27 protein-coding genes are annotated in these 26603 nt (G+C 59.7%); 11 read left to right on the forward strand and 16 right to left on the reverse strand.

The annotated features are described in order from the left end of the window. Positions 1-3: 3 nt before the first annotated feature. The 7 genes from PSH69_RS00255 to PSH69_RS00285 all read right to left on the reverse strand — a co-directional run bounded on the left by PSH69_RS00255 (position 4) and on the right by PSH69_RS00285 (position 7279). Complete coding sequence (locus PSH69_RS00255; RefSeq protein WP_028940064.1) at positions 4-1620, reverse strand: EAL domain-containing protein; 1617 nt, start codon at positions 1618-1620, stop codon at positions 4-6. A 73-nt stretch (positions 1621-1693) separates the two neighbouring features. After that, on the reverse strand, positions 1694-2473 hold the full coding sequence (locus PSH69_RS00260; protein ID WP_026346032.1) for an N-acetylmuramoyl-L-alanine amidase: 780 nt from the start codon (positions 2471-2473) through the stop codon (positions 1694-1696). A 102-nt stretch (positions 2474-2575) separates the two neighbouring features. Continuing rightward, positions 2576-4615, reverse strand: coding sequence for a GGDEF domain-containing protein (locus tag PSH69_RS00265; protein ID WP_305410683.1), 2040 nt, complete (start codon positions 4613-4615; stop codon positions 2576-2578). Beyond that, positions 4616-5476, reverse strand: coding sequence for an endonuclease/exonuclease/phosphatase family protein (locus tag PSH69_RS00270; RefSeq protein ID WP_064615668.1), 861 nt, complete (start codon positions 5474-5476; stop codon positions 4616-4618). Between the two features lie 14 nt (positions 5477-5490). Beyond that, positions 5491-6132, reverse strand: coding sequence for a thiol:disulfide interchange protein DsbA (gene dsbA / locus PSH69_RS00275; protein WP_305410684.1), 642 nt, complete (start codon positions 6130-6132; stop codon positions 5491-5493). Positions 6133-6330: 198 nt separating this feature from the next. Further along, positions 6331-6942 (reverse strand): cytochrome c4, encoded by a 612-nt coding sequence (locus PSH69_RS00280; protein ID WP_007940706.1) that lies wholly within the window; start codon positions 6940-6942, stop codon positions 6331-6333. Between the two features lie 46 nt (positions 6943-6988). Continuing rightward, positions 6989-7279 carry a cytochrome c5 family protein gene (locus tag PSH69_RS00285; RefSeq protein ID WP_019020904.1) on the reverse strand — a complete coding sequence of 97 codons (291 nt, stop codon included), beginning with the start codon at positions 7277-7279 and terminating at the stop codon, positions 6989-6991. 191 nt (positions 7280-7470) lie between these two features. On the opposite strand from PSH69_RS00285, the gene yihA reads away from it, so the two are divergent. Then, positions 7471-8112, forward strand: a complete 642-nt coding sequence (gene yihA / locus PSH69_RS00290; RefSeq protein ID WP_007940707.1) for a ribosome biogenesis GTP-binding protein YihA/YsxC — start codon at positions 7471-7473, stop codon at positions 8110-8112. Positions 8113-8410: 298 nt separating this feature from the next. Here yihA and polA read toward each other — a convergent pair whose 3' ends face one another. After that, positions 8411-11179 (reverse strand): DNA polymerase I, encoded by a 2769-nt coding sequence (gene polA / locus PSH69_RS00295; RefSeq protein WP_305410685.1) that lies wholly within the window; start codon positions 11177-11179, stop codon positions 8411-8413. 74 nt (positions 11180-11253) lie between these two features. Between polA and PSH69_RS00300 the strand changes: the two genes are divergently transcribed. Together PSH69_RS00300 and PSH69_RS00305 are read left to right on the forward strand one after the other, a co-directional pair. Then, complete coding sequence (locus PSH69_RS00300) at positions 11254-11541, forward strand: DUF2782 domain-containing protein (protein ID WP_105342669.1); 288 nt, start codon at positions 11254-11256, stop codon at positions 11539-11541. Between the two features lie 61 nt (positions 11542-11602). Continuing rightward, positions 11603-12553, forward strand: coding sequence for a homoserine kinase (locus PSH69_RS00305; RefSeq protein ID WP_305410686.1), 951 nt, complete (start codon positions 11603-11605; stop codon positions 12551-12553). Positions 12554-12600: 47 nt separating this feature from the next. Here PSH69_RS00305 and PSH69_RS00310 read toward each other — a convergent pair whose 3' ends face one another. Next, the gene (locus tag PSH69_RS00310; protein WP_305410687.1) at positions 12601-13521 is read right to left on the reverse strand and encodes a zinc ABC transporter substrate-binding protein; all 921 of its coding nucleotides are present in this window, start codon (positions 13519-13521) and stop codon (positions 12601-12603) included. A gap of 66 nt (positions 13522-13587) precedes the next feature. Here PSH69_RS00310 and zur point away from each other — a divergent pair, with 66 nt between their 5' ends. The 4 genes from zur to PSH69_RS00330 are packed head-to-tail and all read left to right on the forward strand — an operon-like array spanning position 13588 to position 16390. Further along, complete coding sequence (zur, locus tag PSH69_RS00315; RefSeq protein WP_026286509.1) at positions 13588-14070, forward strand: zinc uptake transcriptional repressor Zur; 483 nt, start codon at positions 13588-13590, stop codon at positions 14068-14070. Then, positions 14070-14855, forward strand: coding sequence for a zinc ABC transporter ATP-binding protein ZnuC (gene znuC / locus PSH69_RS00320; protein ID WP_305410689.1), 786 nt, complete (start codon positions 14070-14072; stop codon positions 14853-14855). The genes zur and znuC overlap by 1 nt, the downstream gene beginning before the upstream one ends. Then, positions 14848-15636, forward strand: coding sequence for a zinc ABC transporter permease subunit ZnuB (gene znuB, locus PSH69_RS00325; RefSeq protein WP_019580298.1), 789 nt, complete (start codon positions 14848-14850; stop codon positions 15634-15636). The genes znuC and znuB overlap by 8 nt, the downstream gene beginning before the upstream one ends. 37 nt (positions 15637-15673) lie before the next feature. Next, positions 15674-16390, forward strand: a complete 717-nt coding sequence (locus PSH69_RS00330; protein WP_018927269.1) for a PA5502 family lipoprotein — start codon at positions 15674-15676, stop codon at positions 16388-16390. Between the two features lie 119 nt (positions 16391-16509). Here PSH69_RS00330 and katE read toward each other — a convergent pair whose 3' ends face one another. Further along, positions 16510-18645 (reverse strand): catalase HPII, encoded by a 2136-nt coding sequence (katE, locus tag PSH69_RS00335; protein ID WP_305410690.1) that lies wholly within the window; start codon positions 18643-18645, stop codon positions 16510-16512. A 251-nt stretch (positions 18646-18896) separates the two neighbouring features. Between katE and PSH69_RS00340 the strand changes: the two genes are divergently transcribed. From PSH69_RS00340 to PSH69_RS00350, 3 genes are all read left to right on the forward strand, one after another. Continuing rightward, on the forward strand, positions 18897-19904 hold the full coding sequence (locus tag PSH69_RS00340; RefSeq protein WP_305410691.1) for a methionine ABC transporter ATP-binding protein: 1008 nt from the start codon (positions 18897-18899) through the stop codon (positions 19902-19904). Continuing rightward, positions 19904-20578: a methionine ABC transporter permease gene (locus PSH69_RS00345; protein WP_018927268.1), complete on the forward strand. Its 675-nt coding sequence runs from the start codon at positions 19904-19906 to the stop codon at positions 20576-20578. Before PSH69_RS00340 ends, PSH69_RS00345 begins: the two co-directional genes overlap by 1 nt. A 79-nt stretch (positions 20579-20657) precedes the next feature. Further along, the gene (locus PSH69_RS00350; protein WP_204125570.1) at positions 20658-21431 is read left to right on the forward strand and encodes a MetQ/NlpA family ABC transporter substrate-binding protein; all 774 of its coding nucleotides are present in this window, start codon (positions 20658-20660) and stop codon (positions 21429-21431) included. Between the two features lie 77 nt (positions 21432-21508). On the opposite strand, the gene PSH69_RS00355 is transcribed toward PSH69_RS00350, so the two are convergent. Genes PSH69_RS00355 through PSH69_RS00375 form a run of 5 tightly spaced genes read right to left on the reverse strand, consistent with a single transcriptional unit; the run spans position 21509 to position 25417 of the window. Continuing rightward, on the reverse strand, positions 21509-22144 hold the full coding sequence (locus PSH69_RS00355; RefSeq protein ID WP_019651205.1) for an SCO family protein: 636 nt from the start codon (positions 22142-22144) through the stop codon (positions 21509-21511). Next, entirely contained in the window at positions 22141-23040 is a 900-nt protein-coding gene (gene cyoE / locus PSH69_RS00360; RefSeq protein WP_018927265.1) for a heme o synthase, read from the reverse strand. Before cyoE ends, PSH69_RS00355 begins: the two co-directional genes overlap by 4 nt. Further along, positions 23028-24107 carry a heme A synthase gene (locus tag PSH69_RS00365; protein ID WP_305410692.1) on the reverse strand — a complete coding sequence of 360 codons (1080 nt, stop codon included), beginning with the start codon at positions 24105-24107 and terminating at the stop codon, positions 23028-23030. The genes cyoE and PSH69_RS00365 overlap by 13 nt, the downstream gene beginning before the upstream one ends. A gap of 10 nt (positions 24108-24117) precedes the next feature. Further along, complete coding sequence (locus PSH69_RS00370) at positions 24118-24711, reverse strand: hypothetical protein (protein WP_305410694.1); 594 nt, start codon at positions 24709-24711, stop codon at positions 24118-24120. Further along, positions 24677-25417: an SURF1 family protein gene (locus PSH69_RS00375; protein ID WP_305410695.1), complete on the reverse strand. Its 741-nt coding sequence runs from the start codon at positions 25415-25417 to the stop codon at positions 24677-24679. Before PSH69_RS00375 ends, PSH69_RS00370 begins: the two co-directional genes overlap by 35 nt. A 70-nt stretch (positions 25418-25487) precedes the next feature. Here PSH69_RS00375 and PSH69_RS00380 point away from each other — a divergent pair, with 70 nt between their 5' ends. Then, positions 25488-25691 carry a twin transmembrane helix small protein gene (locus PSH69_RS00380; protein WP_018927261.1) on the forward strand — a complete coding sequence of 68 codons (204 nt, stop codon included), beginning with the start codon at positions 25488-25490 and terminating at the stop codon, positions 25689-25691. A gap of 15 nt (positions 25692-25706) precedes the next feature. Here PSH69_RS00380 and PSH69_RS00385 read toward each other — a convergent pair whose 3' ends face one another. Then, positions 25707-26594, reverse strand: a complete 888-nt coding sequence (locus PSH69_RS00385; RefSeq protein WP_019580291.1) for a cytochrome c oxidase subunit 3 — start codon at positions 26592-26594, stop codon at positions 25707-25709. Positions 26595-26603: the final 9 nt, after the last annotated feature.

Genomic DNA, 26603 nt, shown 5'->3' on the forward strand with positions numbered 1-26603 from the left:
CTCTCAGTCTTCGTCATCCAGACGCCGCGTTGCTTGTCGGCGACCACGGGTAATCAATTCGATGAATTGCACAGCGCTCAATGGGTGCGCGAACAGCCAGCCCTGACCGAACTTCACCCCCTCGCTGCTCAGAAATTCTGCCTGGGCTTCATATTCGATGCCTTCGGCAATCACCTTGAGTTGCAGGGCCTGGGCCATGCGAATGATGTGCGGTGCCACGCCGCTGCTGGCGGCGTCATGACCCAGCGCGTCGATAAACGCCTTGTCGATTTTCAGGCAGTCCACGGGCAGTGTTTGCAGGTAGGCGAGGCTGCAATAGCCAGTGCCGAAGTCATCGATCAGTACCTGATGCCCGACATCGCGCAAGGCCTGCAGGTTTTCTCTGGCCACCACGACATCAACCAATCCGCGCTCGGTCACCTCAAAGGCAATCTGTCTGGCGGCTACACGGTGCAAGGCCAGCAGGCGCGCGATCACCTGACCGATACGCGGCACCATGACGTCGCAGGCCGCCAGGTTGACCGAGATATACAACTGCGGATTGGCGCGCAACAGTTGTCCGAGCTGTTCCAGCAGGCGCTGTAATACGAAATCAGTCATCTGGCGGATCTGGCCGGTGTTTTCCGCCATGGGAATGAACAGCTCGGGGCTGGTCAAGGTGCCGTCCGGCCTTCGCCAGCGCAGCAAGGCTTCGGCTCCGACACAGTTGCGACTGTCGAGGTCGAAGATCGGTTGATACAACACCTGCAATTCGCCTCGCTGTATCGCGCCGTGCAGTTCGGCATCCAGTGATTGACGCTGGCGCACCAGCAGAAACACCAGAATGCCTACGCAGGCACTGAGCGCGAGGCTGGCCGGAAGCAGCCACCACCAAACGGCCGGCACATGCATCCCGGTACGCGGGGTGATCAGCACCAGTTGGTATTCGGGAGTATTGGTCGGCATTCGGTAAATCAGGCGGGTAGGGGTGACTTGCAGTGCATCGTGATTTTTCGGGGGCCAGGGTTGCGTCGGGGGCCACTCCTGCTCGGCACCGAGCACGGGAATCGCGCGGGTGTCGTGGTCGAGCACCACCAGCAGGCTGCTCCCCGGAGACAGATCAACCATGTCGGTCAAATGCCCGCGAGACGTAGCCACCCGGAAATTGCCACGCCCCAGCATCAGTGCGGCGCGGTTCTCATCGGGTTCGGTGGTGGTGTTCAACCAATAGCTGTAGGTGGGACCCTCAATGTCCGGTGGCCGGATCACCGACAGCCCTTCCTGACGGGGGCGGTTGGAGCAGATTCCTGAAGCATCCATATAAGCGGCTTCGTAAACGAAGCGGTAATTGAAGCTGACCTGCTGCAATGTGGCGATCATTTCATCATCGCAGCCCCGCAGCGGTTGAGCTTCAAGGTCGTCGAGGCTTTCGCGCAGTTGCCCGAACAGCTGCTCCAGACGGACCAGGAAGCGCTCCCCCTGGGCGTTCATCTCCTGGCTTTCGTTGTCCTCGACCTGATGCATCGCAATGAACAGACTGCCGGTCATCAGCAGCGTGGCACTCAAGGCAGCCGCCAGCGTCGCCAGAAACCAAGGGCGATAGAACCAGCTACGCAGCCTCTCTCGAGCAGCCGTCATCATGGAATATCCGAAGGATTACCAATGAGTTATAGCTGCTGATTGGGAAAAGGCCCTGACCGTCGGGCGGGCGTCATTATTTTGTCTGGTTCAACACCTGGAGAAGCGCCGCGGTTTGCGCGTCTGGCGTGCCGTCGAAACGGGACGGGCGAAAATGCAGCTGAAAAGCCGCCAGCACATTGCGTGTCGCTACATCCAGTTCGCCGGTCTGTGGCGTGGCGTAGCCCAGGCGGGCAAGTTGTGCCTGAAACCAGCTGATGCTTGGCAGCTGCACGGCGAACTGCGCTTGCTGACGCGCCACGGCCTGCTCGTTCGGCCAGATTCCCAGGCCTTCGGCCGCCAGGCGTTTCCAGGGGAACAGCGGGCCAGGGTCGAGCTTGCGCATGGGGGCGATGTCGCTATGGCCGATGATATGGCGAGGGCTGATGCCCTGGCGCTTGCTGATGTCCTTGAGCAGAAAGATCATCGATTGGACCTGGGCTTCGCTGTAGGGATACCAGAGACGCCCGGTCGGGGTGTCCTGGAAGCCCGGATTGACGATTTCGATGCCAATGGAACTGGAATTCAGCCAGGTCCGGCCTTGCCATTGGCTTTCGCCGGCGTGCCAGGCTCGAAGATTTTCATCCATCAGCTTATAGATGGTGGCGTGCTCGTCGTCGCCGATCAGGTAGTGGCTGCTGACTTCGCCATGGGTCAGCAATTGCAGCGAGTCCTCCAGGGATGCGGAGGTGTAATGCATCACCACGAACTGAATACGGCTGTCGTGATTGACTGAAGGGTGGCTGGTGTCAATCCGGGGACCGCTGGCGCAACCGGCTAATACGAGCAGCGAAGCAATAAGAGCAAGAAGTTTCATGGTGGAGGCAATATACACGAGACAATAATGCAACAGTGTAACGTATTGCCTTGCGCGCCGACCGCAAAAGCGCGCCTTTAAACAAAATGGAACAATTAACTGTCAGCCCAGCTCTATCCGGTTACGGCCGGTATTTTTCGCGCGATATAGCGCCTGATCGGATCTTTTAAGCACCAGGTCGCTATGTTCGCCCGGTCTGAAGGCGGTCAGTCCCATGGAAATGGTGATGGTGACTCGCTCGCCCTTGAAGTGGAACGGGCAAGCTTCGATCGATGCACGCAAGGTTTCCAGCAGTTTCGCGCCCACCATCGGCGCCGTGGCAGGCATCAACAGCACAAACTCCTCACCGCCAAACCTGGCTATGAAGTCCGTCCCGCGCAGACGCTTGCGCAGCACGCTGGCGATGATTTTCAGCACCTTGTCGCCCGCCAGATGGCCGTAGTTGTCGTTGATGCGTTTGAAATGGTCGAGGTCGAGCATCGCCAGCAACAGGGTATTGCCGTGTTGTTGCCATTGACTGATTTCGTGGTCCAGCCGTTCGCTCCAGGCCGCTCGATTCGGCAGGCCGGTCAACGGATCGATCAAAGCCTTCTGGCGCTGTTCTTCGAGGTGCTCGCGGTAGCCCAACGCTTCCTGCTCCATGTGGGCCACCCTTTCAGCCAGGCTTTGCAGGCGGGCCGCGACTTCCTGCTCGCGCTCGTCGCGTTGCTTCTGGTGCTGGTCCATGGTGCCGAGCAGGCCTTCGAGATGGTCTTCCAGCATGTGCTTGAGGTCATCGAGGTCCGCCGCGTCCTGCATGCTGCTTTGCAGGCCGTCGACTTGCTCGCGAATCTGCGTGTCCATCACCCGCGCGGCAGAGCGGTTGTCGGCATGGCCTTCACTGGCGGCTTGCAGGTTGCTCTGAAATGATTCGAGGCGTTCGTTGAGTCGCTGCAGATAGGCTTCGAATTCGTGTTGGCCGCTGTCGGTAATGGCCAGCATTAATGTTGCCAGATCATCGAGGATCGGTAGCAGCTCGTACCAATTCAAGCCGTTTTGAAGACGATTGCGCATCGCTTCGGCTTGCGGTCGATGGCGCTCGGGCAGCGTCAGGTCGTCGAGCAGGCCCAGCAGAGTGTCTTCGATGTGCTTGGCCACAGAGCTGTAGGACGGTTCCGGCGAGTCCGGCAGGGCATACAGAATGTCGTGTTCTGGCGTTTGCGGATCGTTGGCCTCCGGGATCAGTTCATCCGGGTTGATTGCCGACGGAGCCTGGGTGGCCGGTACGGCGATCGATGGAACCGGCTCTTGCGGCTGTTCGAGGTTCGGCTGGGTTTGTGGCTCTGGGGCCCGGCTGCTTGTGGCCTCTGGCTCCAGGACGGGCGGGACGAACGCCACGACTTCGGCTATGGGTGCCGTTGTTGCTGTGGGCGCCGGAGTGTCCACGGGTTCAGCGGGCGCAGCGGCGGGCAGGGCAGCTTCAACGGTTGGCATTACCGCTTGCGGTTTGTTGGCGGCTGGCGCGAGATTGACCGTCGCGAGTGAGAGCTCGGCCAGTGGAGCGGCAACCGATTCGACAGGTTGCGGGGCAGGCATGTGCAATTCGGGGGCGGCGATCTGTGGCGCAGCCTCGTCTGCATCCCGGCTACCAAACAGGCGCTGGAGAAAACCCGGACGACCCGGTTCCACAGGGTTTTCCAGCAGGCTCAAGGCTTTGCCTTGCAAGCCGCTCAGTTCGCTGAGCAGCAACGGGATTTCACGAGCCTGGCCAACACGGCCGTCCAGCTGCTTGGCGAAACTCTTCAGTGGCCGGCTCACTTCCCGTGGCAGCGGCAATGCTTGCAACTGAGAGACCAGCGCCGTCAGTGCGGCGCTGACTTGATCAACCCGGGTTTCCCGGCGCTGCTCGGAGTCGAGCACGGCTTTTTCCAGGCGCGGCAGCAAGGCTGCCAGGCCGGCGTCCATGTCGTCTGTGCGTACGACTTCGCGCATTTCCTTCATGCATTGGTCAACGGCGCGATCGGTACCTTCGGCAGCCAGGGTGCTGCGCACCAGCCCGCGACGCAGCAGGTCGAGCCGGGCGTCCCATCGACGTTCGAGCTTTTCCTGTTGTTCGATGCTTTTGAGGTATTTCTCTTTCCAGCGCTGTGCTTCGTCGCTCATTCAGACAGGACTCAACGCGGGGAATGCATCGGCCGTGAGCGAGCCCGGCAGACGAATTTCTACCGCGACCGGCAGGTGATCGGAAATGGGTTGTGCCAGCACCTCGACCTTTTCAAGCGTCAGGGTGGGGCTGAGCAGAATGTGGTCCAGGCAGCGCTGTGGGCGCCAGCTGGGAAATGTCGCTTCCATCTGCGGCGCGAGCAGGCCTAAATCACGCAGCGGGGAATGTTGCAGCAAGTCACCGGCGTGGGTATTCATATCGCCCATCAGCACCTGGTGCTTATAACCGCCGATCAACTCGCGGATGTAAGCCAGTTGCATACTACGGGCGCGAGCGCCCAGCGCCAGGTGCATCATCACCACCACGAGCGCCTCCGGACCTTCGCCGAAGCGCACCAGAATGGCCCCGCGACCCTTGGGCCCCGGCAGCGGATGATCCTCGATCGCCCACGGGCGCAGGCGGCTGAGCACGCCATTGCTGTGCTGGCCGAGATGACCGAGATTGCGATTGAGTTGTTGATACCAATAAGGGAAGGCGCCGAGCTGCGCCAGGTGTTCGACCTGATTGACGTAGCCCGATCGCAGGCTGCCGCCATCGGCTTCCTGCAAGGCGACCAGATCGAAGTCGCCCAGCAGATTGCCGATTTTTTGCAGGTTGTCGGCACGCCCGGTGTGCGGCAACAGATGCTGCCAGCCGCGGGTCAGATAGTGCCGATAACGCTCGGTACTGATGCCGACCTGGATATTGAAACTGAGCAAACGCAGACGGCTGTCCACGGGCAACCCCGTCGATTCCAGGTGATGCTCGTTGACCCGCGGGTCGTGCAGGCCAACGATGCGTTCAGTTCCCCAGCGGCGCATGGCAGGTGCCGCGCTTAGTTGGCAACGGCCTTGGTTGCCGCTCGCTCTTTGGCGACCAGTTGGTCGGCCAGTTTCAACGCTTGTTCGGCGCCGCCGGCAGAGCCGATGTCAAAGCGATATTTGCCATTGACGATCATAGTAGGCACGCCGGTGATTTCGTATTTCTTGGCAAGCTCTTTGGCTTTGTTGATCTGGCCCTTGATGGCAAAGGAGTCGAAGGTGGCCAGGAACTTGTCCTTGTCTACACCTTGGGTCGCCAGGAAGTCCGCCATGTCTTCTTTGTCAGTCAGTTTCTTGTGTTCTTTCTGGATCGCGTTGAACACAGCTGCGTGAACCTTGCTCTCGACACCCATGGCTTCAAGCGTCAGGAACATCTGGCCGTGGGCATCCCAAGGGCCGCCGAACATGGCTGGAATACGCACGAAATTCACGTCGGAAGGCAGTTTTTCAACCCAAGGGTTGATGACGGGTTCAAAGGCATAGCAGTGCGGGCAGCCGTACCAGAACAGCTCCACGACTTCGATCTTGCCAGGCACGGCCACCGGGACCGGATTGCTCAGTTCGACATAGGGCGCTTCAGGTTTTTCGGCGGCTTGGGCAGTCATGCCGAACAGGCTGGCAGCGACGAGTGCGGCGCTGATGATCAGATTACGCATGCTTTACTCCTGGACAATTTGGGCGCCTCGCGCGACCTGTTTTCAGACAGATTCCGGCGGGCTTGAGTTCTGTAGTGTAACGGCAGCGGCCACAAAAAAGGGCAGCCAAAGCTACCCTTTTTATGTTTGCATCGACGGATTAATCGAGAGTTAACGTTGCAAGAGATGTACATCACTCACAACGCTCGATCACAGGCCTTAGTGCAAGCCTTGAATATAGCTGGAGACGGCGGCGATATCTTCGTCGCTCAGCTTTTTAGCGATGCTTTGCATTGGTTTGGTGTCGCCGTCGTTGGTCCGGCCACCTTCTTCTTTTCTGAATTCGGTCAGTTGCTTGCCGACGTACTGAGCATGCTGGCCACCCAGGTGTGGGAAGCCGGCAGCTGCGTTGCCTGCGCCATTGGGCGAGTGGCAGCCGGTGCAGGCTGGCAGCCCTTTGGCCAGGTCGCCGCCACGGAACAGTGCTTCACCGCGAGCCACGATTTTCGGGTCGGCGGCACCGACGCTGCCTTTCTGGCTGGCGAAGTAGGCGGAGATATCGGCCAGGTCCTGATCGCTGAGGTTGGTCAGCAGGCCGGTCATTTCCAGTACCGTGCGTTTGCCGGACTTGATGTCGTGCAGCTGCTTGTTCAGATAACGCTCGCCCTGGCCTGCCAGTTTCGGAAAGTTAGGCGCCATGCTATTGCCATCCGGGCCATGACAGGCGCCACATACTGCGGCTTTCGCCTGACCAGCAGTCGCATCACCTGCAGCATGGGCAATACCGGAGATCCCCACGGTCAACAGCAGACTCACGATCAATTTGTTCATCAGCTAATCCAACTACGGCTAAGGGTTAAAGAGTTATGGACCGGGTTTACTCGCTCATCCACTGGATGATGGCTCGGTAATCCTCGGCACTGCAGTCCATGCACAAACCACGCGGCGGCATCGCCTTGAAACCCTGGGTCACGTGTTGCACCAGCGTCTCCATACCTTTCGCCAACCTCGGCGTCCAAGCTTCCTGATCGCCCCTGCGGGGCGCCATGGGTAGTTGGCCGGAATGACAGGCACCACAAACACGGTTGTACACAGCTTCCGGATCCTGTGTAGCCTGAGCGCTGTAAAGCGGCATCAAGACACCGGCAGCTAGCAGCCATTTCGTCATAAAACGACCTTTTCAGGGTTGAGAGCGTGCTGCGTTCTAATGCGCAATCAAGGTCAATCGCTCTCGTGAACTTCATCCTACGCTGGGACAAAGCGCACACAAAATCTGCGGCATTATATACTGGCGTCACTGAAACGGAAACGACACTGCTTGCCGCGTCCATTCCCGGCGCCGCCCACATCGGAAATCCCATGCAACTCAAGAATCCCATCCTCGGCCTGTGCCAACAGTCCACCTTTATGCTCAGCGCCGCCAAAGTCGACCAATGTCCCGACGACGAAGGCTTTGAAGTGGCCTTCGCCGGGCGTTCCAACGCCGGCAAGTCCAGCGCGTTGAATACTCTGACCCACGCCAGCCTGGCGCGGACCTCGAAAACACCGGGTCGCACACAGCTATTGAACTTCTTCAAGCTAGACGATGAACGCCGTCTGGTCGACCTGCCAGGTTACGGTTATGCGAAAGTGCCGATCCCGTTGAAGATGCACTGGCAGCGTCACCTGGAAGCCTATCTGGGTGGCCGTGAGAGTTTGAAAGGTTTGATTCTGATGATGGACATCCGTCATCCAATGACCGACTTCGACCTGTTGATGCTCGATTGGGCCGTCGCCAGCGGCATGCCGATGCATATTCTCCTGACCAAAGCCGACAAACTGACCTACGGCGCGGCGAAAAATACGCTGCTCAAGGTTCAATCGGAAATCCGCAAGGGCTGGGGCGATACGATCACTATCCAGCTGTTTTCGGCCCCCAAGCGCATGGGGCTGGAAGAAGCCTACACCGTACTGGCGGACTGGATGGAGTTGGCGGACAAGGGTGCCGAGGCTGCCGAGTAAGTCTCTCGAGACCAATCGGCAGGCAAAAAAAACCCCGGACTTCGTATGGGGAGGGAGAAGTTCCGGGGTTCAAGTTCCGGACCGCTAGGGCGGGGTCCAGATATCTGCCAACACTTAACACAACATAGGAGCATCGAAGGGCTTCACCAGCCATTCAGTATCTCTGAGTGGCGGTTCACGGATTTAGTTCAGACTATTTTCAAAATCCTTTGGAAATAATCACTGTCGTTTTTCGCTCTATAGCCCTTCGTCATGTGCTGCGGCGCCAGGCCGCAGCACAAACGTCTTTTCAGGCGGCTCAGTGCGCCTCATCCCAGTTGTTGCCTACGCCCACCTCGACCAGAAGCGGTACGTCCAGTTGTGCGGCGTTGCTCATGTGCACGCGAATTTCCTCGCGTACCTGGTCGACCAGGTCCTCACGCACCTCAAGCACCAATTCATCGTGTACCTGCAGGATGACTTTGGCGTCCAGGCCTGACGATGCCAGCCAGTTGTCCACCGCCACCATGGCTTTCTTAATGATGTCCGCCGCGGTGCCTTGCATCGGGGCGTTGATCGCCGTGCGCTCGGCAGCTTTGCGCAGGGCCTGGTTTTTCGCGTTGATTTCCGGCAAGTACAGGCGACGACCAAAGATGGTTTCGACGAAGCCTTGCTCGGCGGCCTGGGCGCGCGTGCGTTCCATGTACTGCAGCACGCCGGGATAACGAGCGAAATAACGGTCGATGTAGGCCTGGGACTGTTTGCGGTCAACGCCGATCTGCTTGGCCAGGCCAAACGCGCTCATGCCGTAGATCAAGCCGAAGTTGATGGCTTTCGCACTTCGACGCTGATTGTTGGTAACCGCATCGAGCTCGACGCCGAACACTTCTGCGGCCGTGGCCCGGTGGACATCGAGGTTGTTGCGGAAGGCATGCAGCAAACCTTCGTCCTTGGCCAGGTGTGCCATGATCCGCAGTTCGATTTGCGAGTAATCCGCGGCCAGCAGTTTGTAGCCTTTCGGCGCGACGAACGCCTGCCGAATCCGGCGGCCTTCGGCGGTGCGAATCGGAATGTTCTGCAGGTTCGGGTCGATGGACGACAAACGCCCGGTGGCCGCGACAGCTTGCTGGTAAGACGTATGAATGCGCCCGGTGCGTGCGTTGATCTGCTCTGGCAAACGGTCGGTGTAGGTGCTTTTGAGCTTGCTCAGCGAGCGGTATTGCATCAGCACCTTGGGCAGCGGGTAGTCCTGTTCGGCCAACTCGGCCAGTACGGCTTCGGCAGTCGAAGCCTGACCCTTGGCGGTTTTGCTGAGTACAGGCAAACCGAGCTTTTCGTAGAGGATCACACCTAGTTGCTTCGGCGAGCCGAGGTTGAATTCTTCACCGGCAATGGCAAAGGCCTCACGCTCAAGGGCGACCAGTTTCTCGCCCAGCTCGACACTCTGGATGCCCAGCAGGTTGGCGTCTACAAGCGCGCCCTGGCGCTCGATACGGGCCAGGACCGGCATCAGCGGCATTTCAATCTCGTTGAGCACGTTGATCAGGCTTGGCGTCGCGGCCAGTTTTTCCTGCAATACCAGATGCAGGCGGAAGGTGACATCGGCGTCTTCGGCGGCATAGGGGCCTGCCAGCTCAAGGGAAATCTGGTCGAAGGTCAGCTGTTTGACGCCTTTGCCCGCAATCTCCTGAATGTCGGTCTTGCTTTGGCCCAAGTATTTGAGCGCCAGGCTGTCCATGTCGTGGCGGGTGGCCGTTGAGTCCAGTACGTAGGACTCGAGCATGGTGTCGTAGGCAATACCCCGAACAGTAATCCCGTTGTTCTGATCGCCACCGATGGCGCAATTGGCGAGGATATTGGTGTCGAACTTCGCATGTTGGCCGACTTTCAGTTTATTCGGGTTTTCCAGCAGCGGTTTCAACGCCAGCAGCACGGTGTCACGATCCAGTTGTTCCGGTACGCCCATGTAGGAATGGGTCAGCGGAATGTAGGCTGCTTCGTTGGCCGCGACAGAGAACGACAGGCCTACCAGTTGCGCGTGTTGGGCATCGCTGCCATTGGTTTCGGTGACGAAGGCGATCAGCGGCGCCTTGTCGAGTTTGTCCAGCCAGGCCTCGAAGCGCTTCTGATCGAGGATGGTTTCGTATTTCGCTTCGGCGGCACCCGGCTGCTCCAGGGCGACCTCGACAATGTCCTGACCCGAGCGCTTGGCGTCGCGCTGGTTCTCTTCGAACCAGCTCTTAAACTCCAGCAGGGAATAGAGCTCGGCAAGCTTGTCATGATCCGGTGGGCCCATCTGCAGATCGTCGAGGCCGATGTCCAGCGGCACGTCGATCTTGATGGTTGCCAAACGATAAGAAAGAAAGGCCATTTCCTTATGCTCTTCGAGCTTGGCCGGCAGGGTCTTGGCGCCGCGAATCGGCAGGGTCGGGACGATATCGAGCTGCGCATAGAGCTCGGTCAGGCCGCCATTCACGCCAACCAGCAGGCCGGAAGCGGTCTTCGGACCGATACCCGGAACGCCCGGGATGTTGTCGGACGAATCGCCCATTAACGCCAGATAATCGATGATCTGCTCGGGAGCGACGCCGAATTTCTCCTTCACGCCTTCCACGTCCAGCGCGCTACCGGTCATCGTATTGACCAAGGTAATGTGCCCGTCGACCAGTTGTGCCATATCCTTGTCGCCGGTGGAAATCACCACCGGGCGGTCGGCGGCCGCGCTGCTGCGGGCCAGGGTGCCGATCACATCGTCCGCTTCGACGTTGTCCACGCACAGCAATGGAAAGCCCAAGGCCTTGACGCTGGCGTGCAGCGGCTCGATCTGGACCCGCATATCGTCAGGCATGCTTGGGCGGTTGGCCTTGTACTCGGCGAACATCGCGTCGCGGAATGTCCCGCCCTTGGCGTCGAACACCACGGCGAACGGGCTGTCCGGGTACTGCTTGCGCAGACTCTTGAGCATGTTCAACACGCCTTTGACCGCTCCGGTCGGCAGGCCTTTGGACGTGGTCAGCGGAGGCAGCGCGTGAAAGGCGCGGTACAGATAAGAAGAACCGTCCACCAGGACGAGGGGGGCTTGGCTCATGAGCAGGATCAACCTTTTCGGCGGGTCCGGCGCTAGAATAGCGGGACCGTTGACGACAAAGGGACAAGGTTATCATGCGCACACTAAATCGCTTGTTGCTGGCTGGCTTGTTTGCAATCACTCCATTGGCTGTCATGGCGGCGGATGACAAGCCCTCGGCGGACCCGGAAGTAACGATCCGCACGGAAGGCGATAAAACCATTCAGGAGTATCGCCAGAACGGCTTTGTGTACGCGATCAAGGTCACCCCGAAGGTCGGAAAACCGTACTTTCTGATACGCGCTGATGGCTCGGACGGAAACTACATTCGCTCGGATCAGCCGGATATGCTGATTCCTGCGTGGGAAATCTTTAAGTGGTAAACCGTTCTTAACTTTAATCGGCGCTGGCTCAACCGCGGCGCCCGTACTGGCAGTTTTAACCATGTCTGTGTTCACCCCCCTGGCTCGGCCCGAGCTGGAAACCTTTCTCGCCCCTTACGGGCTCGGCCGCCTGCTTGATTTCCAGGGGATTGCCGCCGGTAGCGAAAACACCAATTTCTTTATCAGCCTGGAACAGGGCGAGTTCGTCCTGACCCTGGTCGAGCGCGGGCCGGTGCAGGAGATGCCGTTCTTCATCGAACTGCTCGATGTGCTGCACGACGCCAACCTGCCGGTGCCTTATGCGCTGCGTACCACCGACGGCATTGCCTTGCGCGAATTGGCCGGTAAACCTGCGCTGTTGCAGCCACGTCTGGCGGGCAAGCACATCAAGGAAGCCAATGCACAGCATTGCGCCCAGGTCGGCGAGCTGCTGGCTCATCTGCACCTGGCAACCCAGGCCAACATGATCAAGCGCAAAACCGATCGTGGCCTGGACTGGATGCTGGAGGAGGGCACGCAGTTGCTCTCGCACCTGAATGCCGAGCAAAGCGATTTGCTGCAACGGGCCCTGGACGAAATCACCCAGCAGAAGACGAAAATCCTCGCGCTGCCGCGGGCCAACATTCACGCGGATCTGTTCCGCGACAACGCGATGTTCGAAGGCACGCACCTGACCGGGTTGATCGACTTCTACAACGCCTGTTCAGGGCCGATGCTCTATGACGTGGCGATTGCCTTGAATGATTGGTGCTCGGATGAGCAAGGGCAGATCGATGGGGCTCGGGCGCGGGCGCTATTGGGCGCTTATGCCGCGCTGCGACCGTTCACCGCTGCCGAAGCCGAGCTATGGCCGACCATGTTGCGCGTAGCGTGCGTACGGTTCTGGCTATCGCGCTTGATTGCGGCGGAATCTTTCGCCGGGCAGGACGTGTTGATTCACGATCCGATGGAGTTTCAGCTGCGCTTGGCGCAGCGGCAGAAGGTCGACACGCCGCTGCCTTTTGCCCTTTAAAATGTGACGAGGGGGCAAGCCCCCTCGCCACAGGGTCTACGGGATGCTTACAACGACTCCAGGCATCCGGCCAAATCATTCCCCAACTTTTCCAGCACCTGCTCATACCCCTGGGCGGTCGCTGGTGTGTATCCGCCCAATGCATCCAGCTCCGCCAGTTTTACCGGCAGCCCGGCCACCAGGGTTTCTGCCAGGCGCGGGCGCAGGGGCGGTTCGCTGAACACGCAAGTCTTGCCCACTTCCTGCAACCGCGTGCGCATCGCCGAGACATGCTGGGCACCGGGTTGCACTTCGGCGGCGACACTGAACACGCCGGCGTGTTTGAGGCCGTAGGCGTCTTCAAAGTAGTCGAAGGCTTCGTGGAACACGAAGTAAGGCTTGCCAGCGATACCTGCCAGGCGAGCCTTCAGCCGCACGTCCAGGGCATCCAGGCGCTCATCGAAGGCTTTGAGGTTGCTCTGATAGCGCGCCGCGTTGGCCGGATCGACTGCACTCAGATCGGTGGCCATTTTGCTGGCGATCACGCGGGCGTTGACCGGTGACAACCACAAATGCGCATCCAGGCTGCCGGGACGGTGATCGTGGTCATGCTCGTCGGCTTCTTCGGCATGAGAGTGGCTATCTTCGGCGAAACGTCGCAGTTTCAGGCCAGGCAACTCCTGCACCGCGACGCTGGGCAGCGTACGACCTTTCAGTACGCGAGGCAGGAAACCTTCCATGTCCGGACCGATCCAGTAAACCAGGTCCACCGACTGCACCTTCCGTACGTCGGATGGGCGCAAGGCATAGTTATGCGGCGAAGCCCCGGGTGGCAGTAACACTTCCGGAATCGCCACACCTTCCTGCACCGCAGCAGCAATCAGCTGCAGCGGCTTGATACTGGTAAGGACTTTGACTTCGGCCTGGGCTGAACCGATCAGCAGAAAACTTGCGATAAATGCGACAAAGATAGAAAAAAGTCGGGACACGATGACCACTCGAAGAGGCGAGAACGGGTAACATAATAACGTCTCTCACAACACTCGTCGCCGCCCATGCCTAAAACACCGATTGCCAGTCGTCCCCACGACCACTCTCATTGCGTTCATAGCGCATTGTCTGAGGCCGATGCCTTGTGCGCACGTCAGGGATTACGCCTGACCGCCTTGCGCCGGCGGGTGCTGGAACTGGTCTGGCAAAGCCATAAACCGCTGGGTGCCTACGACATTCTGGCGGTGCTTAGCGAGCAGGACGGCCGCCGAGCTGCGCCGCCGACCGTGTACCGCGCGCTGGATTTTCTGCTGGAAAACGGCCTGGTACACCGCATCTCCTCGCTGAACGCCTTCGTCGGCTGCAATCACCCGGAACACGCTCACCAGGGCCAGTTCCTGATTTGCCGCCAATGCCACGCCGCCATCGAGCTTGAACAGAAGTCCATCAGCGACGCGATCGTCGGCAGCGCCAGGGACGTCGGATTTATCGTCGAGGCCCAGACCGTTGAAGTCATCGGTCTCTGCTCGGGTTGCCAGGGGGCTTAATGAGCAATGCGCTGATCCGTCTTGAGCAGGTGGTCGTCACTTTTGCCGGGCAAAACGTGCTGGATAACATTGAGCTGAGCGTCGAGCCGGGGCAGATCGTTACCCTGATCGGCCCTAATGGCGCCGGCAAAACCACGCTGGTTCGCGCGGTGCTCGGTCTGTTGAAGCCGGATAGCGGCAGCGTCTGGCGCAAGCCAAAGTTGCGCGTCGGTTACATGCCGCAAAAACTCCATGTCGATCCGACCCTCCCGCTGTCGGTGCTGCGTTTCTTGCGTCTGGTCCCTGGCGTGGACCGCACTCGGGCCTTGGCCGCCCTCAAGGAGGTCGGCGCCGAGCAGGTGATCGACAGCCCGGTGCAAAGTGTTTCCGGTGGCGAAATGCAGCGAGTACTGCTGGCCCGGGCATTGTTGCGCGAGCCGGAGTTGCTGGTGCTCGATGAGCCGGTACAAGGCGTCGACGTGGCCGGTCAAGCCGAGCTCTATAGCCTGATCACACGCCTGCGCGACCGTCATGGCTGCGGCGTATTGATGGTCTCTCACGATTTGCATCTGGTGATGAGCACCACCGACCAGGTGGTGTGCCTGAATCGCCATGTCTGCTGCTCCGGGCATCCCGAGCAGGTCAGCGGCGATCCCGCGTTCGTCGAACTGTTCGGAAAGAACGCACAAAGTCTGGCGATTTATCACCACCATCACGACCACGCTCACGACCTGCATGGCTCGGTGGTCATTGCGACCCCGTCGGCCCATACCCACGTTCATGGAGATAGCTGCAAGCATGGCTGATTTTCTGCTCTTCGCCCTGCTTGCAGGTCTGGCTCTGGCGTTGGTCGCGGGCCCGCTGGGTTCGTTCGTGGTCTGGCGGCGCATGGCTTATTTTGGCGACACCCTGTCCCACGCCGCGCTGCTGGGTGTGGCGCTGGGCTTTCTGCTGGATGTCAGCCCGACCGTGGCTGTCACCGTAGGCTGCCTGTTGCTGGCAGTGTTGCTGGTGACGCTGCAACAGCGGCAGCCATTGGCGTCTGACACGCTGTTGGGAATTCTCGCACCGAGCACGCTCTCCCTGGGCTTGGTGGTACTAAGCTTCATGCATGAAGTGCGGATCGACCTGATGGCCTATCTGTTTGGCGACCTGCTGGCGATCAGCCCGACTGATCTGGCCTGGATCCTCGGCGGCAGCGCGGCGGTGCTGGTATTGCTTGTCACGCTGTGGCGACCCTTGCTGGCGATCACCGTGCATGAAGAACTGGCCAGGGTGGAAGGTTTGCCGGTGGCGGCGTTGCGTCTGGTCCTGATGTTGCTGATCGCCGTGGTGATCGCGGTGGCGATGAAAATCGTCGGCGTGTTGCTGATTACTTCGTTACTGATTATTCCGGCGGCTGCGGCACAGCGTCACGCCCGCTCGCCGGAGCAGATGGCACTGGGCGCGAGCCTGCTGGGCATGCTCGCGGTGTGTGGCGGACTGGCGTTGTCCTGGTTCAAGGACACCCCGGCTGGCCCGTCGATTGTGGTGGCGGCCGCCGCGTTGTTTCTGCTGAGTTTTGTCCTGCCCCGTCGAGGGGTGTAGACTTGCTCGTTTTTTGCGCAAATAGAGAGTCGCAGGAATGAAGCCGTTCGCCTCCCGTTATCTGCTCCTTGTCGCATTTTCGCTGCTACTGGGTGCTTGCCAAAGCACGCCACCGGCGGCCACCGAGGTCCCCGATGCGCGGGCCACGGCTATTGCACAACTGGAACAAAGCCTGGCCAGCAGCGAGCTGGCCACCGCCGAGGATCAATTGGCGGCCTTGCAGGCCGAGTCGCCCAACGATCAATCCCTTGAGCAATACCAGCGGCAATTGGCCGAAGCCTATTTGCTGCGCAGCCAGATTGTGTTGCAAAAAGGTGATGTGAATGCCGCGGCCACTGCCCTCAGCCGTGCCCGGGTATTGATGCCCAAGGCCCCGGCGCTGACCGGTGGCGTTAACAATGCAATTGTTCATGCACGCAAGGCTGAACTGGATAAAGCCGAAGCGGCCCTCAAGGCTGCCGAAGCCAGACCGCAGGCCAAAGTGATTGACCCGACGGCTGAAAGCACGACGGTGGCATTGAACCTCAACGATATGAGCAAACTTCGTCGTCAACTGGATGCTATCGCCGCCGATGTGGTGAATTATCAGTGCGATGTGAGCATTCAGGTTCCCCGTACCCAGGATTACCCATGGTTGGCTACCTTGCTGACCAAACGGGTGAAGAAGCTGGATTCGGGGTTTGATCTGAAGCTGGAAAAACAAATTCTGCGTAATATTCCGGCGCAGATGGTTTTGAGCCCTCGCAAGCCCTAAAAGCATCGCGGGCAAGCCTAGGTCCTACAGGCCCGGATTGATCACACATTATGTGTACGACCCAAAACCGTAGGAGCGAGGCTTGCCCGCGAAGGCGCCCTTCCTGTCGATAGAAATCCCTAAGCCGGAATCGCCTTGGCCTTAGGCTCCCTGTCCCATACTCTATGCTGACCGATCGCGGCAAAAAACGCCTTGAACAACTTGGTATCCGTACCCACGATCAACCCCGCGTCCGCTTCCAGTTTCAATACCTCCAGCAACTGCTTCGCTTCGCCATGCAAGGCGATCGCCTTCAGGTGTTTGTATGCCTCCAACAGGTAATGCAGCGCCACACCATCACTGCTTAGTGCCTTGATCGACGCCGCGCCACCCGGCACGAACACCGCGTCGAAGGCCACGGACGGCAAACCTTCCATCGACGCATCCACCGGCAGTGTTTTGCCATTGGCGGTGGTCACGGGGGCCGAGGTCGGGCCGAGCAGTTTGGCGTGAGCGCCTTCGACCTTCAGCGCTTTCTTCATGGCGTCAATCGCCGCGCCATCGACACCGTTGGCCGCCAGGATCGCGACTTTTCGGGTTTTAATGTCTTCGGGCAACAAGTTAGCCTGGCTCAGGGCAGGGGAGTGATCCAGTGAGGTGTTACGCACCTTGACCGTTCCAGCCTTCGGAACCGGCAAGCCCAGGTTCTGCGCCACGCGCTTGGCCAGTTCCAGATCGATATTGGCCAGGATCTCATTGACCTGACGCACACGAATAAACTCGCGTTCGACCTTGCCCAGCTCAAAGCTGTAGGCGGCAATGATGTGCTCCTGTTCGTGCTTGCTCATGCTGTGGAAAAACAGCCGAGCCTGGGAGAAGTGGTCGCTGAACGACTCGCTGCGCTGGCGGATCTTGGCGGCGTCGACGCGCTCCGGGTAACTCTCGAAGCCGCCGTCCTGCGCTGCGGGCAGGGTCTCCTTCGGCCAGCCACTGTCGATGGAGTTCGGCTCGTAGGAAGCACGCCCCTTGTCGATGGTGGTGCGGTGCTGCGCATCCCGTTGACCGTTATGGAACGGTGCCAGTGGGCGGTTGATCGGGATCTCGTGAAAGTTCGGTCCGCCAAGTCGGCTGATCTGCGTATCGGTGTAGGAAAACAGCCGGCCTTGTAGCAGCGGATCATTCGAAAAATCGATTCCGGGCACGATATGCCCTGGGCAGAAGGCAACCTGTTCAGTCTCGGCGAAGAAGTTGTCCGGGTTGCGGTTGAGCACCATCTTGCCCAGGGGAGTGATCGGTACGATTTCCTCGGGGATGAGCTTGGTCGGATCAAGGATGTCGAAGTCGAAGGCATGTTCGCTTTCCTCCTCGATGACCTGTACGCCCAATTCCCACTCCGGATAGTCCCCCGTCTCGATGGACTCCCAGAGATCACGGCGATGGAAGTCGGTGTCTTTCCCGGCGAGCTTCTGCGCTTCATCCCACACCAGCGAACAGGTGCCGGCGACGGGGCGCCAGTGGAATTTGACGAAACGCGATTTGCCCTCGGCGTTGATCATGCGAAAGGTGTGCACGCCGAAGCCTTGCATGCTGCGCAGGCTTTTGGGGATTGCCCGGTCGGACATGGTCCAGATCACCATGTGCGCGGACTCCGGCACCAGAGAAACAAAGTCCCAAAAGGTGTCGTGGGCCGAACCGCCGGTAGGAATCTCATTGTGGGGCTCGGGTTTTACCGCGTGCACGAAGTCAGGAAACTTGATCGCATCCTGAATGAAGAACACCGGCATGTTGTTACCCACGAGGTCGAAGTTGCCTTCGTCGGTGAAAAACTTCACCGCGAAACCGCGTACGTCGCGCACGGTATCGCCCGACCCGCGCGGGCCTTGCACCGTGGAGAAGCGCACAAAAACCGGAGTTTTTTGATGTGGATCTTGTAGGAATGCGGCCTTGGTCAGTACGGAATGGGGCTCGTAGGCCTGGAAGTAACCGTGGGCGCCAGTGCCGCGGGCATGAACGATGCGCTCAGGAATACGTTCATGGTCAAAATGCGTGATCTTTTCACGCATGATGAAGTCTTCCAGCAATGACGGCCCACGGGCGCCGGCCTTCAACGTGTTCTGATTGTCCGCGACCTTCACGCCCTGGTTGGTGCGCAGGGCCTGCTCGGTGGCATCGGAGCGAAATTGTTCCAGGCTGTCGAGCTTGGGATTGGTGTTGCTGCGGTCCAGGGTATCGGTCCCGGCCAGTGCGCTGGTGGCGGCAGGCTTTTTAGTACTCATCAGACGTAGACTCCTCGTTGCGATTCCCGTCGTGGTCAGGGCTCATTGGCATTGCCCGGGCTTTTTCGAGTTGCTTAATGAGTGACTGATGAGGCGCTGGCGCCGTTCCTTTTTTCTGACCTTTGATCGCGTTATTGCCAAATCGCTGGTTGAAAGCGAAATAAATGCTAAGAACCTCTATACGGACAGGCTAAAATGCGCGCCCGGCTAACCGCTGATCCTTTTCTAACGCGCCCCACAAGGTTCGCTACGTGATCGAGTTTCAAAACGTCCACAAAACTTACCGCGTCGCCGGTAAGGATATTCCCGCCCTGCATCCGACCAGTCTGACGATTGGGAACGGTCAGGTCTTTGGCCTGATCGGCCATTCCGGTGCGGGAAAAAGTACCCTGCTGCGCCTGATCAACCGCCTGGAGAACTCCAGTGGCGGCAAGATCATCGTCGATGGCGAAGAAGTCACGGCGCTGGATGCCAATGGCCTGCGGCGTTTCCGTCAGCAGGTCGGGATGATTTTCCAGCACTTCAACTTGCTGGCGTCCAAGACCGTGGCCGACAACGTCGCGCTGCCGCTGACCCTCGCCGGTGAGCTGTCGCGTAGCGAAATCGACCAGCGTGTGGCGCAATTGCTGGCACGGGTTGGCCTGGCCGACCATGCGAAAAAATACCCGGCGCAACTGTCCGGTGGTCAGAAGCAGCGTGTCGGCATCGCCCGCGCCCTGGCAACCAAGCCGAAAATTCTGCTGTGCGACGAAGCCACCAGTGCCCTCGACCCGCAGACCACGGCGTCGGTTTTGCAATTGCTGGCCGAGATCAATCGCGAGCTGAAGCTGACCATCGTCCTGATCACCCACGAGATGGATGTGATCCGTCGAGTCTGCGATCAGGTGGCGGTGATGGATGCCGGTGTGATCGTCGAGCAAGGTTCGGTGGCCGAGGTGTTCCTGCATCCCAAGCACCCGACCACCAAGCGCTTCGTCCAGGAAGACGAGCAGATCGACGAGAACGAACAGCGCGACGACTTCGCTCACGTACCGGGCCGCATCGTACGTCTAACCTTCCAGGGCGAAGCGACCTACGCACCATTGCTGGGTACCGTCGCCCGGGAAACGGGCGTGGACTACAGCATCCTGGCCGGTCGTATCGATCGCATCAAAGAGGTTCCCTACGGCCAATTGACCCTGGCCGTCACCGGTGGCGACATGGAAGCGGCGTTTGCTCACTTCACCGCAGCTGATGTCCATATGGAGGTGCTGCGCTGATGGAAGTCCTGATGAGTTTCTTTTCCAATATCGACTGGTACGAAATCTGGCTGGCCACGGGCGACACCCTGCTGATGCTCGGCGGTTCGCTGTTGTTCACCGTACTGTTGGGCCTGCCGCTGGGCGTGTTGTTGTTCCTGTGCAGCCCGCGCCAGTTGCTGGAAGCCAAAGGTGTCTACGCGATGCTGTCGCTGGTGGTGAACATTCTGCGTTCGCTGCCGTTCATCATTCTGCTGATCGTGATGATTCCGTTCACCGTATTGATTACCGGCACCTCCCTTGGTGTCGCCGGTGCGATCCCACCGCTGGTGGTGGGCGCCACGCCGTTCTTCGCGCGACTGGTGGAAACCGCCCTGCGTGAGGTGGATCGCGGCATCATCGAAGCGACCCAGGCCATGGGCGCGACGACCCGTCAGATCATCACCAACGCCTTGCTGCCGGAGGCCCGTCCGGGCATCTTCGCGGCGATTACGGTGACAGCGATTACACTGGTGTCCTACACAGCGATGGCCGGTGTGGTCGGCGCTGGCGGCTTGGGCGACCTGGCGATCCGTTTCGGATACCAGCGTTTCCAGACCGACGTGATGGTGGTCACCGTGGTGTTGCTGCTGGTGCTGGTTCAAGTGCTGCAAACCGTCGGCGACAAGCTGGTGGTTCATTTTTCCCGCAAATAAACAGTTCTCGTCACCAAGACATGAGCCGGCCATTCGCTGGCAGGCGCCGAAGACTGGCGCCTCACAAGGAGTTAGCTGAATGAAAAAACTACTCGTCGCGTTCGCTGCCGTTGCAGCCTTTTCCGCACACGCCGCCGACACCCTGACCGTTGCGGCCACCCCGGTGCCTCACGCGGAAATCCTCGAGTTCGTTAAACCGGCCCTGGCCAAAGAAGGCGTGGACCTGAAAGTCAAAGTCTTCACCGACTATATCCAGCCGAACGTACAGGTGGCCGAGAAGCGTCTGGACGCCAACTTCTTCCAGCACCAACCGTACCTGGATGAATTCAACAAGGCCAAGGGCACTAACCTCGTCAGCGTTGCCGGTGTGCACCTGGAGCCGCTGGGCGCTTACTCCAGCAAGTACAAGAAACTGGAAGAGCTGCCGGGCGGCGCCAACGTGGTGATCCCGAACGACGCCACCAACGGCGGCCGTGCGCTGTTGCTGCTGGCGAAGGCTGGCCTGATCAAGTTGAAGGATTCGAACAACATCCTGTCGACCGTCAAGGACATCACCGAGAACACCAAGGACCTGAAATTCCGTGAACTGGAAGCCGCGACCATCCCGCGCGTGCTGACTCAGGTCGATCTGGCGCTGATCAACACCAACTACGCGCTGGAAGCCAAGCTCGATCCGTCCAAGGACGCGCTGGTCATCGAAGGCAGCGACTCGCCGTACGTGAACATCCTCGTTGCCCGTCCGGACGACAAGGACAGCGCGGCAATGCAGAAACTGGTTGCTGCCCTGCACAGCCCGGAAGTGAAAGCCTTCATTCTCGAGAAGTACAAAGGCGCGGTATTGCCGGCGTTCTGATCTGAAGCTTTAACGAAAAAAATGGGGCGCATTGAATGCGCCCCATTTTTTTGCCTGAAACACCGTACCTGTGGTGCTTATTGACGGTTGAGCATCACCGGCAGCTGCGCCACCAGTTTCTGGTTATTCAGCGGTGCACGAATGAACCCGCGTTGAGTCCCGTCCGGTCCGATCACCGCCAGGTTGCCGCTGTGGTCGACGGTGTAGTTCGGCTTGCTGGTGTCCGCCGGAATGAACGGAATGCTCACCGCGTTGGCCATTTTCTGAAGGTCTTCGACCGAGGCTGCGGTCAGCCCGATGAATTGCGGATCGAAGTAGCCCAGGTACTGCTTGAGTTGCTTGGGCGTGTCGCGGTTCGGGTCGACGCTGACCAGGATGACCTGCAACTTGTTCACCGCATCCGCCGGCAGTTCACTCTTGATCTGCCGCAGCTGGGCGAGGGTGGTCGGGCAGATGTCCGGGCAGAAGGTGTAGCCGAAGAACAGCAAACTCCACTTGCCTTTCAGTTCGTTGATCGCCACTGGCTTGCCGTCCTGATCGGTCATCTTCACGTCCGGCAGATTACGGCTTTGGGGCAGCAAGATGATCCCTGCATCGATCAGCGCCGTCGGGTCGCCCTGGTTTTTCCCGGTCAGTACTTTATTGACGGTCAGGCCCAGGATCAGCGCAATCAGGGCAACGAGGATGAAGACGGTTTTCTGGGTTCGAGTCATAGGATCAACAGTAAGTAGTGGTCTACGAGCAGCGCGATAAACAGCAGGAATAAGTAGTAGATAGAGTACTTGAACGTGTTGATCGCCGCGTGCGGTCGAGTGCCACGGTACAGCACCACGGCCCATTGCAGAAACCTTGCACCCAGTAAAAGGGCACACATCAGGTAGAGCACGCCGCTCATGTGGATCACGTAGGGCATCAGGCTGACGGCCAGCAACGCAAAGGTATAAAGCAGGATGTGGACTTTGGTGTAGTGCTCGCCATGGGTCACCGGCAGCATCGGAATGTCAGCCTTGGCGTATTCCTCCTTGCGGTGAATCGCCAGCGCCCAGAAGTGCGGCGGGGTCCAGGCGAAGATGATCAGCACCAGCAACAATGGTTCGGCGCCGACATGACCGGTGGCGGCGGTCCAGCCGAGCAGTGGCGGGGCAGCTCCGGCGAGGCCGCCGATGACGATGTTCTGCGGCGTCGCGCGTTTCAGGAAACCGGTATAGACCACAGCATAACCGAGCAAGGAGGCGAGGGTCAGCCATGCTGTCAGCGGGTTGGTGAAAGTCAGCAACAAGGCCTGACCGAGCATTGCCAGTATCAGGGCGAAGGTCAGCGCAGCGGCTGGAGACACCCGGCCTTCGGCCAGGGGCCGTTTGTGGGTCCGGGCCATGACCGCGTCGATGCGCCGGTCCACCACATGATTTACCGCCGCGGCACCGCCGGCACACAGGGCGATCCCCAGATTGCCGAACACCAGCACCGTCCATGGCACCCCGGCGCGGGTCGCGAGGAACATGCCGACCAGCGAGGTGATGAGCATCAGCACCACCACTTTCGGCTTGGTCAGTTCCAGATAGTCTCGCCAGATGGCCTGACTGTGACGTTCGCCGATCAGAGTCGCCATGGCATCTCTCCTTTTATTGTTATGGGCCCGGCCGAGTGTTTACGCAGGCGTAGACGCCAGCGCCGAGGGGGCTGATGCTTGACCCGAACCAGGCTGGTTCGCGCGTGATAATTGACCAGCACCATCGTCAGCAACAGCGCCGCACCGCCGGCGTTGTGGGCGACGGCCACCGGCAGCGGCAAGTGGAAGACCACGTTGCTGATGCCCAGGGTGATTTGTGCGGCAAGGGCGATCAGCACCATGACGGCCAGACGCGTCATGCCGACGACCTTCAGTTGCCAGGCCAGACCGAGCAGAACAAAGGTGACCAGTAATGCGCCGATGCGGTGAGTCAGGTGAATCGCGGTGCGGGCATCGCTGTCCAGCTGCCCGCCCAGATAATTCGGGCCGATGTGTTGGGTCAGGTGAAAACCGTTGGCGAAATCAGTCGGTGGCAGCCATTGGCCGTGGCAGGTCGGAAAGTCGATGCAGGCTACCGCCGCGTAATTGGAGCTGACCCAGCCACCGAGAGCAATTTGCAGGATCACCAACAGCAAGCCGGCGGTTGCCCAGTATTGCAAACGTCGAGGCACGGTCAGCGCCGGCAATACGCCGGACAGGCGCAAAGTCAGCAGAAACAACAGGCTCAAGGTCGCAAAACCACCGAGTAAATGTCCGGTGACCACTTGCGGCCAAAGCTTGAGCGTCACCGTCCACATGCCGAAAGCCGCTTGGCCAATGACCAACGCCAGCAAGAACAGCGGCAACTTCACCGGCTGCCCCGGATGATGACGATGGACCCAGGCGCGGCCCGCCAGCACCGCGATCAGCAGCCCCAGCGTGCCGGCGAAGTAGCGATGGACCATTTCGTTCCAGCCCTTGTGGGCTTCCACCGGGGTGTCTGGAAAGTGCAGTTCGGCATGAGCCAGCTGGGCTTCGCTTTGCGGCACGCTGATAAAACCGTAGCAACCGGGCCAGTCCGGACAACCGAGGCCGGCGTGGGTCAGGCGTGTGTAAGCGCCGAGCAACACCACAATCAGTGCCAGCAAGGTGGCAAACAGCGCGAGGCGAAATCCAGGTTTGGCCATGACGATGCCCTTATCCGATGTTCGACAGTTTCAGCAGGTGGCGCAGGTCGTTGAGCAGGTCCTTGCCCTTCACCGTCGGGTCGTAACGCAGCACCAGATTGCCGTGAGGGTCGATGATCCACAGGTGCGGCGTGCCATTGCCCTGGGCGCCTTTGGTGTAGGCCGGCAGGTCCAGTGAGTAGCGTTGCAACTGTGGGTACTCGCGTTGAAGTTTAGTCGCGTAATCGCTGTTCAGCGGCTGCGCGATGGCCAGCGCATGGCTGGCGCGGGCAGCATCGCGACCGAGGCCGATCTGGATCTGCCGCGCCAGATAAACCAGCTGCTGGCAATCCACCGAACAGTCCTTGGGCGCTGTCACCAGCAACTGCCAGCGGTCTTCCTGCGCCTGTACGCCGATGTCGGCGCGGGTCTGGCCGTTGCCGATCAGTTCACCGTGATAACTGCGGCCGTCTGGCACCCAGAACTGCAATTTGTACATACCGGTGGCGAGGATCATCGGACCGATCACCCCCAATAAAATCAGCAACAACTGCAAGCGTCCGCGCCGCCGATTCACCGGTGCTTTCGCCTCAGACATGCCGGGTGGATTCATGGCCACTCCCATTATTGTTCTCCTTTGCGTTGTGCCAGCCGAGATAGAGGTAAAGGCCGAGCAGGGCGATCGCCAGGGCGAACCACTGCACGGCGTAAGCCAGGTGCTTTTCCGGCCCCATGGCCACCACCGGCCAATCGGCCTGGTAGGTCGCAGGGCCACTTTGCGCGCGTAATTCGTAGGCGAAACCGTCACGTTCAAGCGCTGTCCACAACCTGGCCGGTTCAACGGCGGTGATCAATTGTGGCCAGGTCGTGGTGTTGGGGTCGGCGTGCAACTGGAACGTTGCGCCGGGGGAGACGTAGACCCAGGCGTCGAGGCTCAACACCTGAGTCGGTGTGGTGAATGACGGTGGTGTGCGCCGATCCGGCCACGGCAGCCAGCCACGATTGACCAGTAACCAGAGCCCGCTTGCCTGATCCTGAAACGGTTGCAGCAGCTCGACCCCGACCTTGCCGTCACGCTGACGGTTATCCAGCAGCAGGCTGTGTTCGGCATCGAACTGGCCGTGCAGGCGAACCCGGCGGAAGGCCGGATCTTCGGTGTGTTGCAGTTCGGTGCTGGCCATCGGTTCGGCCGCCCGGCGCTCGGCGTAATTTTGCAGCAGCGCGCTTTTCTCCGCGCCCCGGCTCAACTGCCAGAAGCCGAGTGACACCAGCAAGGGCAGCAGCACCGCGACCACCAGAGTCGGCACGAGGCCCGGCCGGAAGCGCTTCATGGCGTCGCCAGAAAGTCGGTCATCGCGATAGCTATACTCACATGCATCGCCTGTCCCCCGGAGTGTCACCATGCTCAAAGCAGCCATCGTCCTGATGCTGATTGCCACGGTTGTCAGCCTGTTCAGCGGCCTGTTTTTTCTGGTCAAGGACGACAGCAGCTCGAATCGCCTGGTCATCGCCTTGAGTATTCGTGTTGCGCTGGCCGCCATTACTGTCGGCTTGATCGCCTGGGGTTTTTTCAGCGGCCAACTGGTGTCTCACGTGCCTTGGTAGCCATGAGTGCCAGGCTCAAAGTACGTAGACGAAAACGAACAGCCCGATCCACACCACATCCACGAAGTGCCAGTACCAGGTCGCCGCCTCGAAGCCGAAATGGTGGTCTGCATTGAAGTGCCCGCGCATGATGCGCATCAGCATCACGAACAAAATGATGGTGCCGATGGTCACGTGGGCACCGTGGAAACCGGTGAGCATGAAGAACGTTGCGCCGTAGATGCCGGAACCGAGGGTCAGGCCCAGCTCGTGGTAGGCGTGCAGGTATTCTTTGGCTTGAAAGCCCAGGAAGCCGCAACCGAGCAACACGGTCAGCGCCAGCCAGATTTTCAGCGCCCCGCGATGGCCTTTCTTCAAGGCGTGGTGAGCGATGGTCACGGTGACGCTGGAACTCACCAGCAGTACGGTGTTGAGCAGCGGCAGACCCCAGGGGCTGATGACTTCCTTGGGGGGAGGAAAGAGTTTCGAGTCCGGGTTGTTCAGCAGCGGCCAGGTGAACTCGAACGTCGGCCACAGCATATGGGCGATGCCTTTGGTGCCTTCACCACCCAGTGCCGGGCCCGCGATGTTGCGCACATAAAATAGCGCACCGAAAAAGGCGAGGAAGAACATCACCTCCGAGAAAATGAACCAGCTCATGCCCCAGCGGAACGAGCGGTCGAGTTGCGGGCTGTACAACCCCGCGCGACTCTCCTTGACCACCGTCCCGAACCAGCCGAACAGCATGTAGGCCAGCAGCAGTCCGCCGACGAAAAAGATCAGCGGGCCATGGGATTCCGGCCGCGCAGCCTTCAGGTCATTGAACCAGGTGCCCAGGCCGAACACCGTGACCAGCATGCCGACCGTGGCGATGATCGGCCATTTGCTCTGGGCTGGAACGTAATAATGTTCATGAGTTGCCATTTATTGTTC

The sequence above is a fragment of the Pseudomonas sp. FP1740 genome, from assembly GCF_030687165.1.
GTDB lineage: Bacteria > Pseudomonadota > Gammaproteobacteria > Pseudomonadales > Pseudomonadaceae > Aquipseudomonas.

What these genes read in the sequence shown, in the direction of transcription:
- PSH69_RS00255 (WP_028940064.1), bottom strand. Translation starts at nt 1,620, where the DNA reads ATGATGACGGCTGCTCGAGAGAGGCTGCGTAGCTGGTTCTATCGCCCT.
- PSH69_RS00260 (WP_026346032.1), bottom strand. Translation starts at nt 2,473, where the DNA reads ATGAAACTTCTTGCTCTTATTGCTTCGCTGCTCGTATTAGCCGGTTGC.
- PSH69_RS00265 (WP_305410683.1), bottom strand. Translation starts at nt 4,615, where the DNA reads ATGAGCGACGAAGCACAGCGCTGGAAAGAGAAATACCTCAAAAGCATC.
- PSH69_RS00270 (WP_064615668.1), bottom strand. Translation starts at nt 5,476, where the DNA reads ATGCGCCGCTGGGGAACTGAACGCATCGTTGGCCTGCACGACCCGCGG.
- dsbA (WP_305410684.1), bottom strand. Translation starts at nt 6,132, where the DNA reads ATGCGTAATCTGATCATCAGCGCCGCACTCGTCGCTGCCAGCCTGTTC.
- PSH69_RS00280 (WP_007940706.1), bottom strand. Translation starts at nt 6,942, where the DNA reads ATGAACAAATTGATCGTGAGTCTGCTGTTGACCGTGGGGATCTCCGGT.
- PSH69_RS00285 (WP_019020904.1), bottom strand. Translation starts at nt 7,279, where the DNA reads ATGACGAAATGGCTGCTAGCTGCCGGTGTCTTGATGCCGCTTTACAGC.
- yihA (WP_007940707.1), top strand. Translation starts at nt 7,471, where the DNA reads ATGCAACTCAAGAATCCCATCCTCGGCCTGTGCCAACAGTCCACCTTT.
- polA (WP_305410685.1), bottom strand. Translation starts at nt 11,179, where the DNA reads ATGAGCCAAGCCCCCCTCGTCCTGGTGGACGGTTCTTCTTATCTGTAC.
- PSH69_RS00300 (WP_105342669.1), top strand. Translation starts at nt 11,254, where the DNA reads ATGCGCACACTAAATCGCTTGTTGCTGGCTGGCTTGTTTGCAATCACT.
- PSH69_RS00305 (WP_305410686.1), top strand. Translation starts at nt 11,603, where the DNA reads ATGTCTGTGTTCACCCCCCTGGCTCGGCCCGAGCTGGAAACCTTTCTC.
- zur (WP_026286509.1), top strand. Translation starts at nt 13,588, where the DNA reads ATGCCTAAAACACCGATTGCCAGTCGTCCCCACGACCACTCTCATTGC.
- znuC (WP_305410689.1), top strand. Translation starts at nt 14,070, where the DNA reads ATGAGCAATGCGCTGATCCGTCTTGAGCAGGTGGTCGTCACTTTTGCC.
- znuB (WP_019580298.1), top strand. Translation starts at nt 14,848, where the DNA reads ATGGCTGATTTTCTGCTCTTCGCCCTGCTTGCAGGTCTGGCTCTGGCG.
- PSH69_RS00330 (WP_018927269.1), top strand. Translation starts at nt 15,674, where the DNA reads ATGAAGCCGTTCGCCTCCCGTTATCTGCTCCTTGTCGCATTTTCGCTG.
- katE (WP_305410690.1), bottom strand. Translation starts at nt 18,645, where the DNA reads ATGAGTACTAAAAAGCCTGCCGCCACCAGCGCACTGGCCGGGACCGAT.
- PSH69_RS00345 (WP_018927268.1), top strand. Translation starts at nt 19,904, where the DNA reads ATGGAAGTCCTGATGAGTTTCTTTTCCAATATCGACTGGTACGAAATC.
- PSH69_RS00350 (WP_204125570.1), top strand. Translation starts at nt 20,658, where the DNA reads ATGAAAAAACTACTCGTCGCGTTCGCTGCCGTTGCAGCCTTTTCCGCA.
- PSH69_RS00355 (WP_019651205.1), bottom strand. Translation starts at nt 22,144, where the DNA reads ATGACTCGAACCCAGAAAACCGTCTTCATCCTCGTTGCCCTGATTGCG.
- cyoE (WP_018927265.1), bottom strand. Translation starts at nt 23,040, where the DNA reads ATGGCGACTCTGATCGGCGAACGTCACAGTCAGGCCATCTGGCGAGAC.
- PSH69_RS00365 (WP_305410692.1), bottom strand. Translation starts at nt 24,107, where the DNA reads ATGGCCAAACCTGGATTTCGCCTCGCGCTGTTTGCCACCTTGCTGGCA.
- PSH69_RS00370 (WP_305410694.1), bottom strand. Translation starts at nt 24,711, where the DNA reads ATGGGAGTGGCCATGAATCCACCCGGCATGTCTGAGGCGAAAGCACCG.
- PSH69_RS00375 (WP_305410695.1), bottom strand. Translation starts at nt 25,417, where the DNA reads ATGAAGCGCTTCCGGCCGGGCCTCGTGCCGACTCTGGTGGTCGCGGTG.
- PSH69_RS00380 (WP_018927261.1), top strand. Translation starts at nt 25,488, where the DNA reads ATGCTCAAAGCAGCCATCGTCCTGATGCTGATTGCCACGGTTGTCAGC.
- PSH69_RS00385 (WP_019580291.1), bottom strand. Translation starts at nt 26,594, where the DNA reads ATGGCAACTCATGAACATTATTACGTTCCAGCCCAGAGCAAATGGCCG.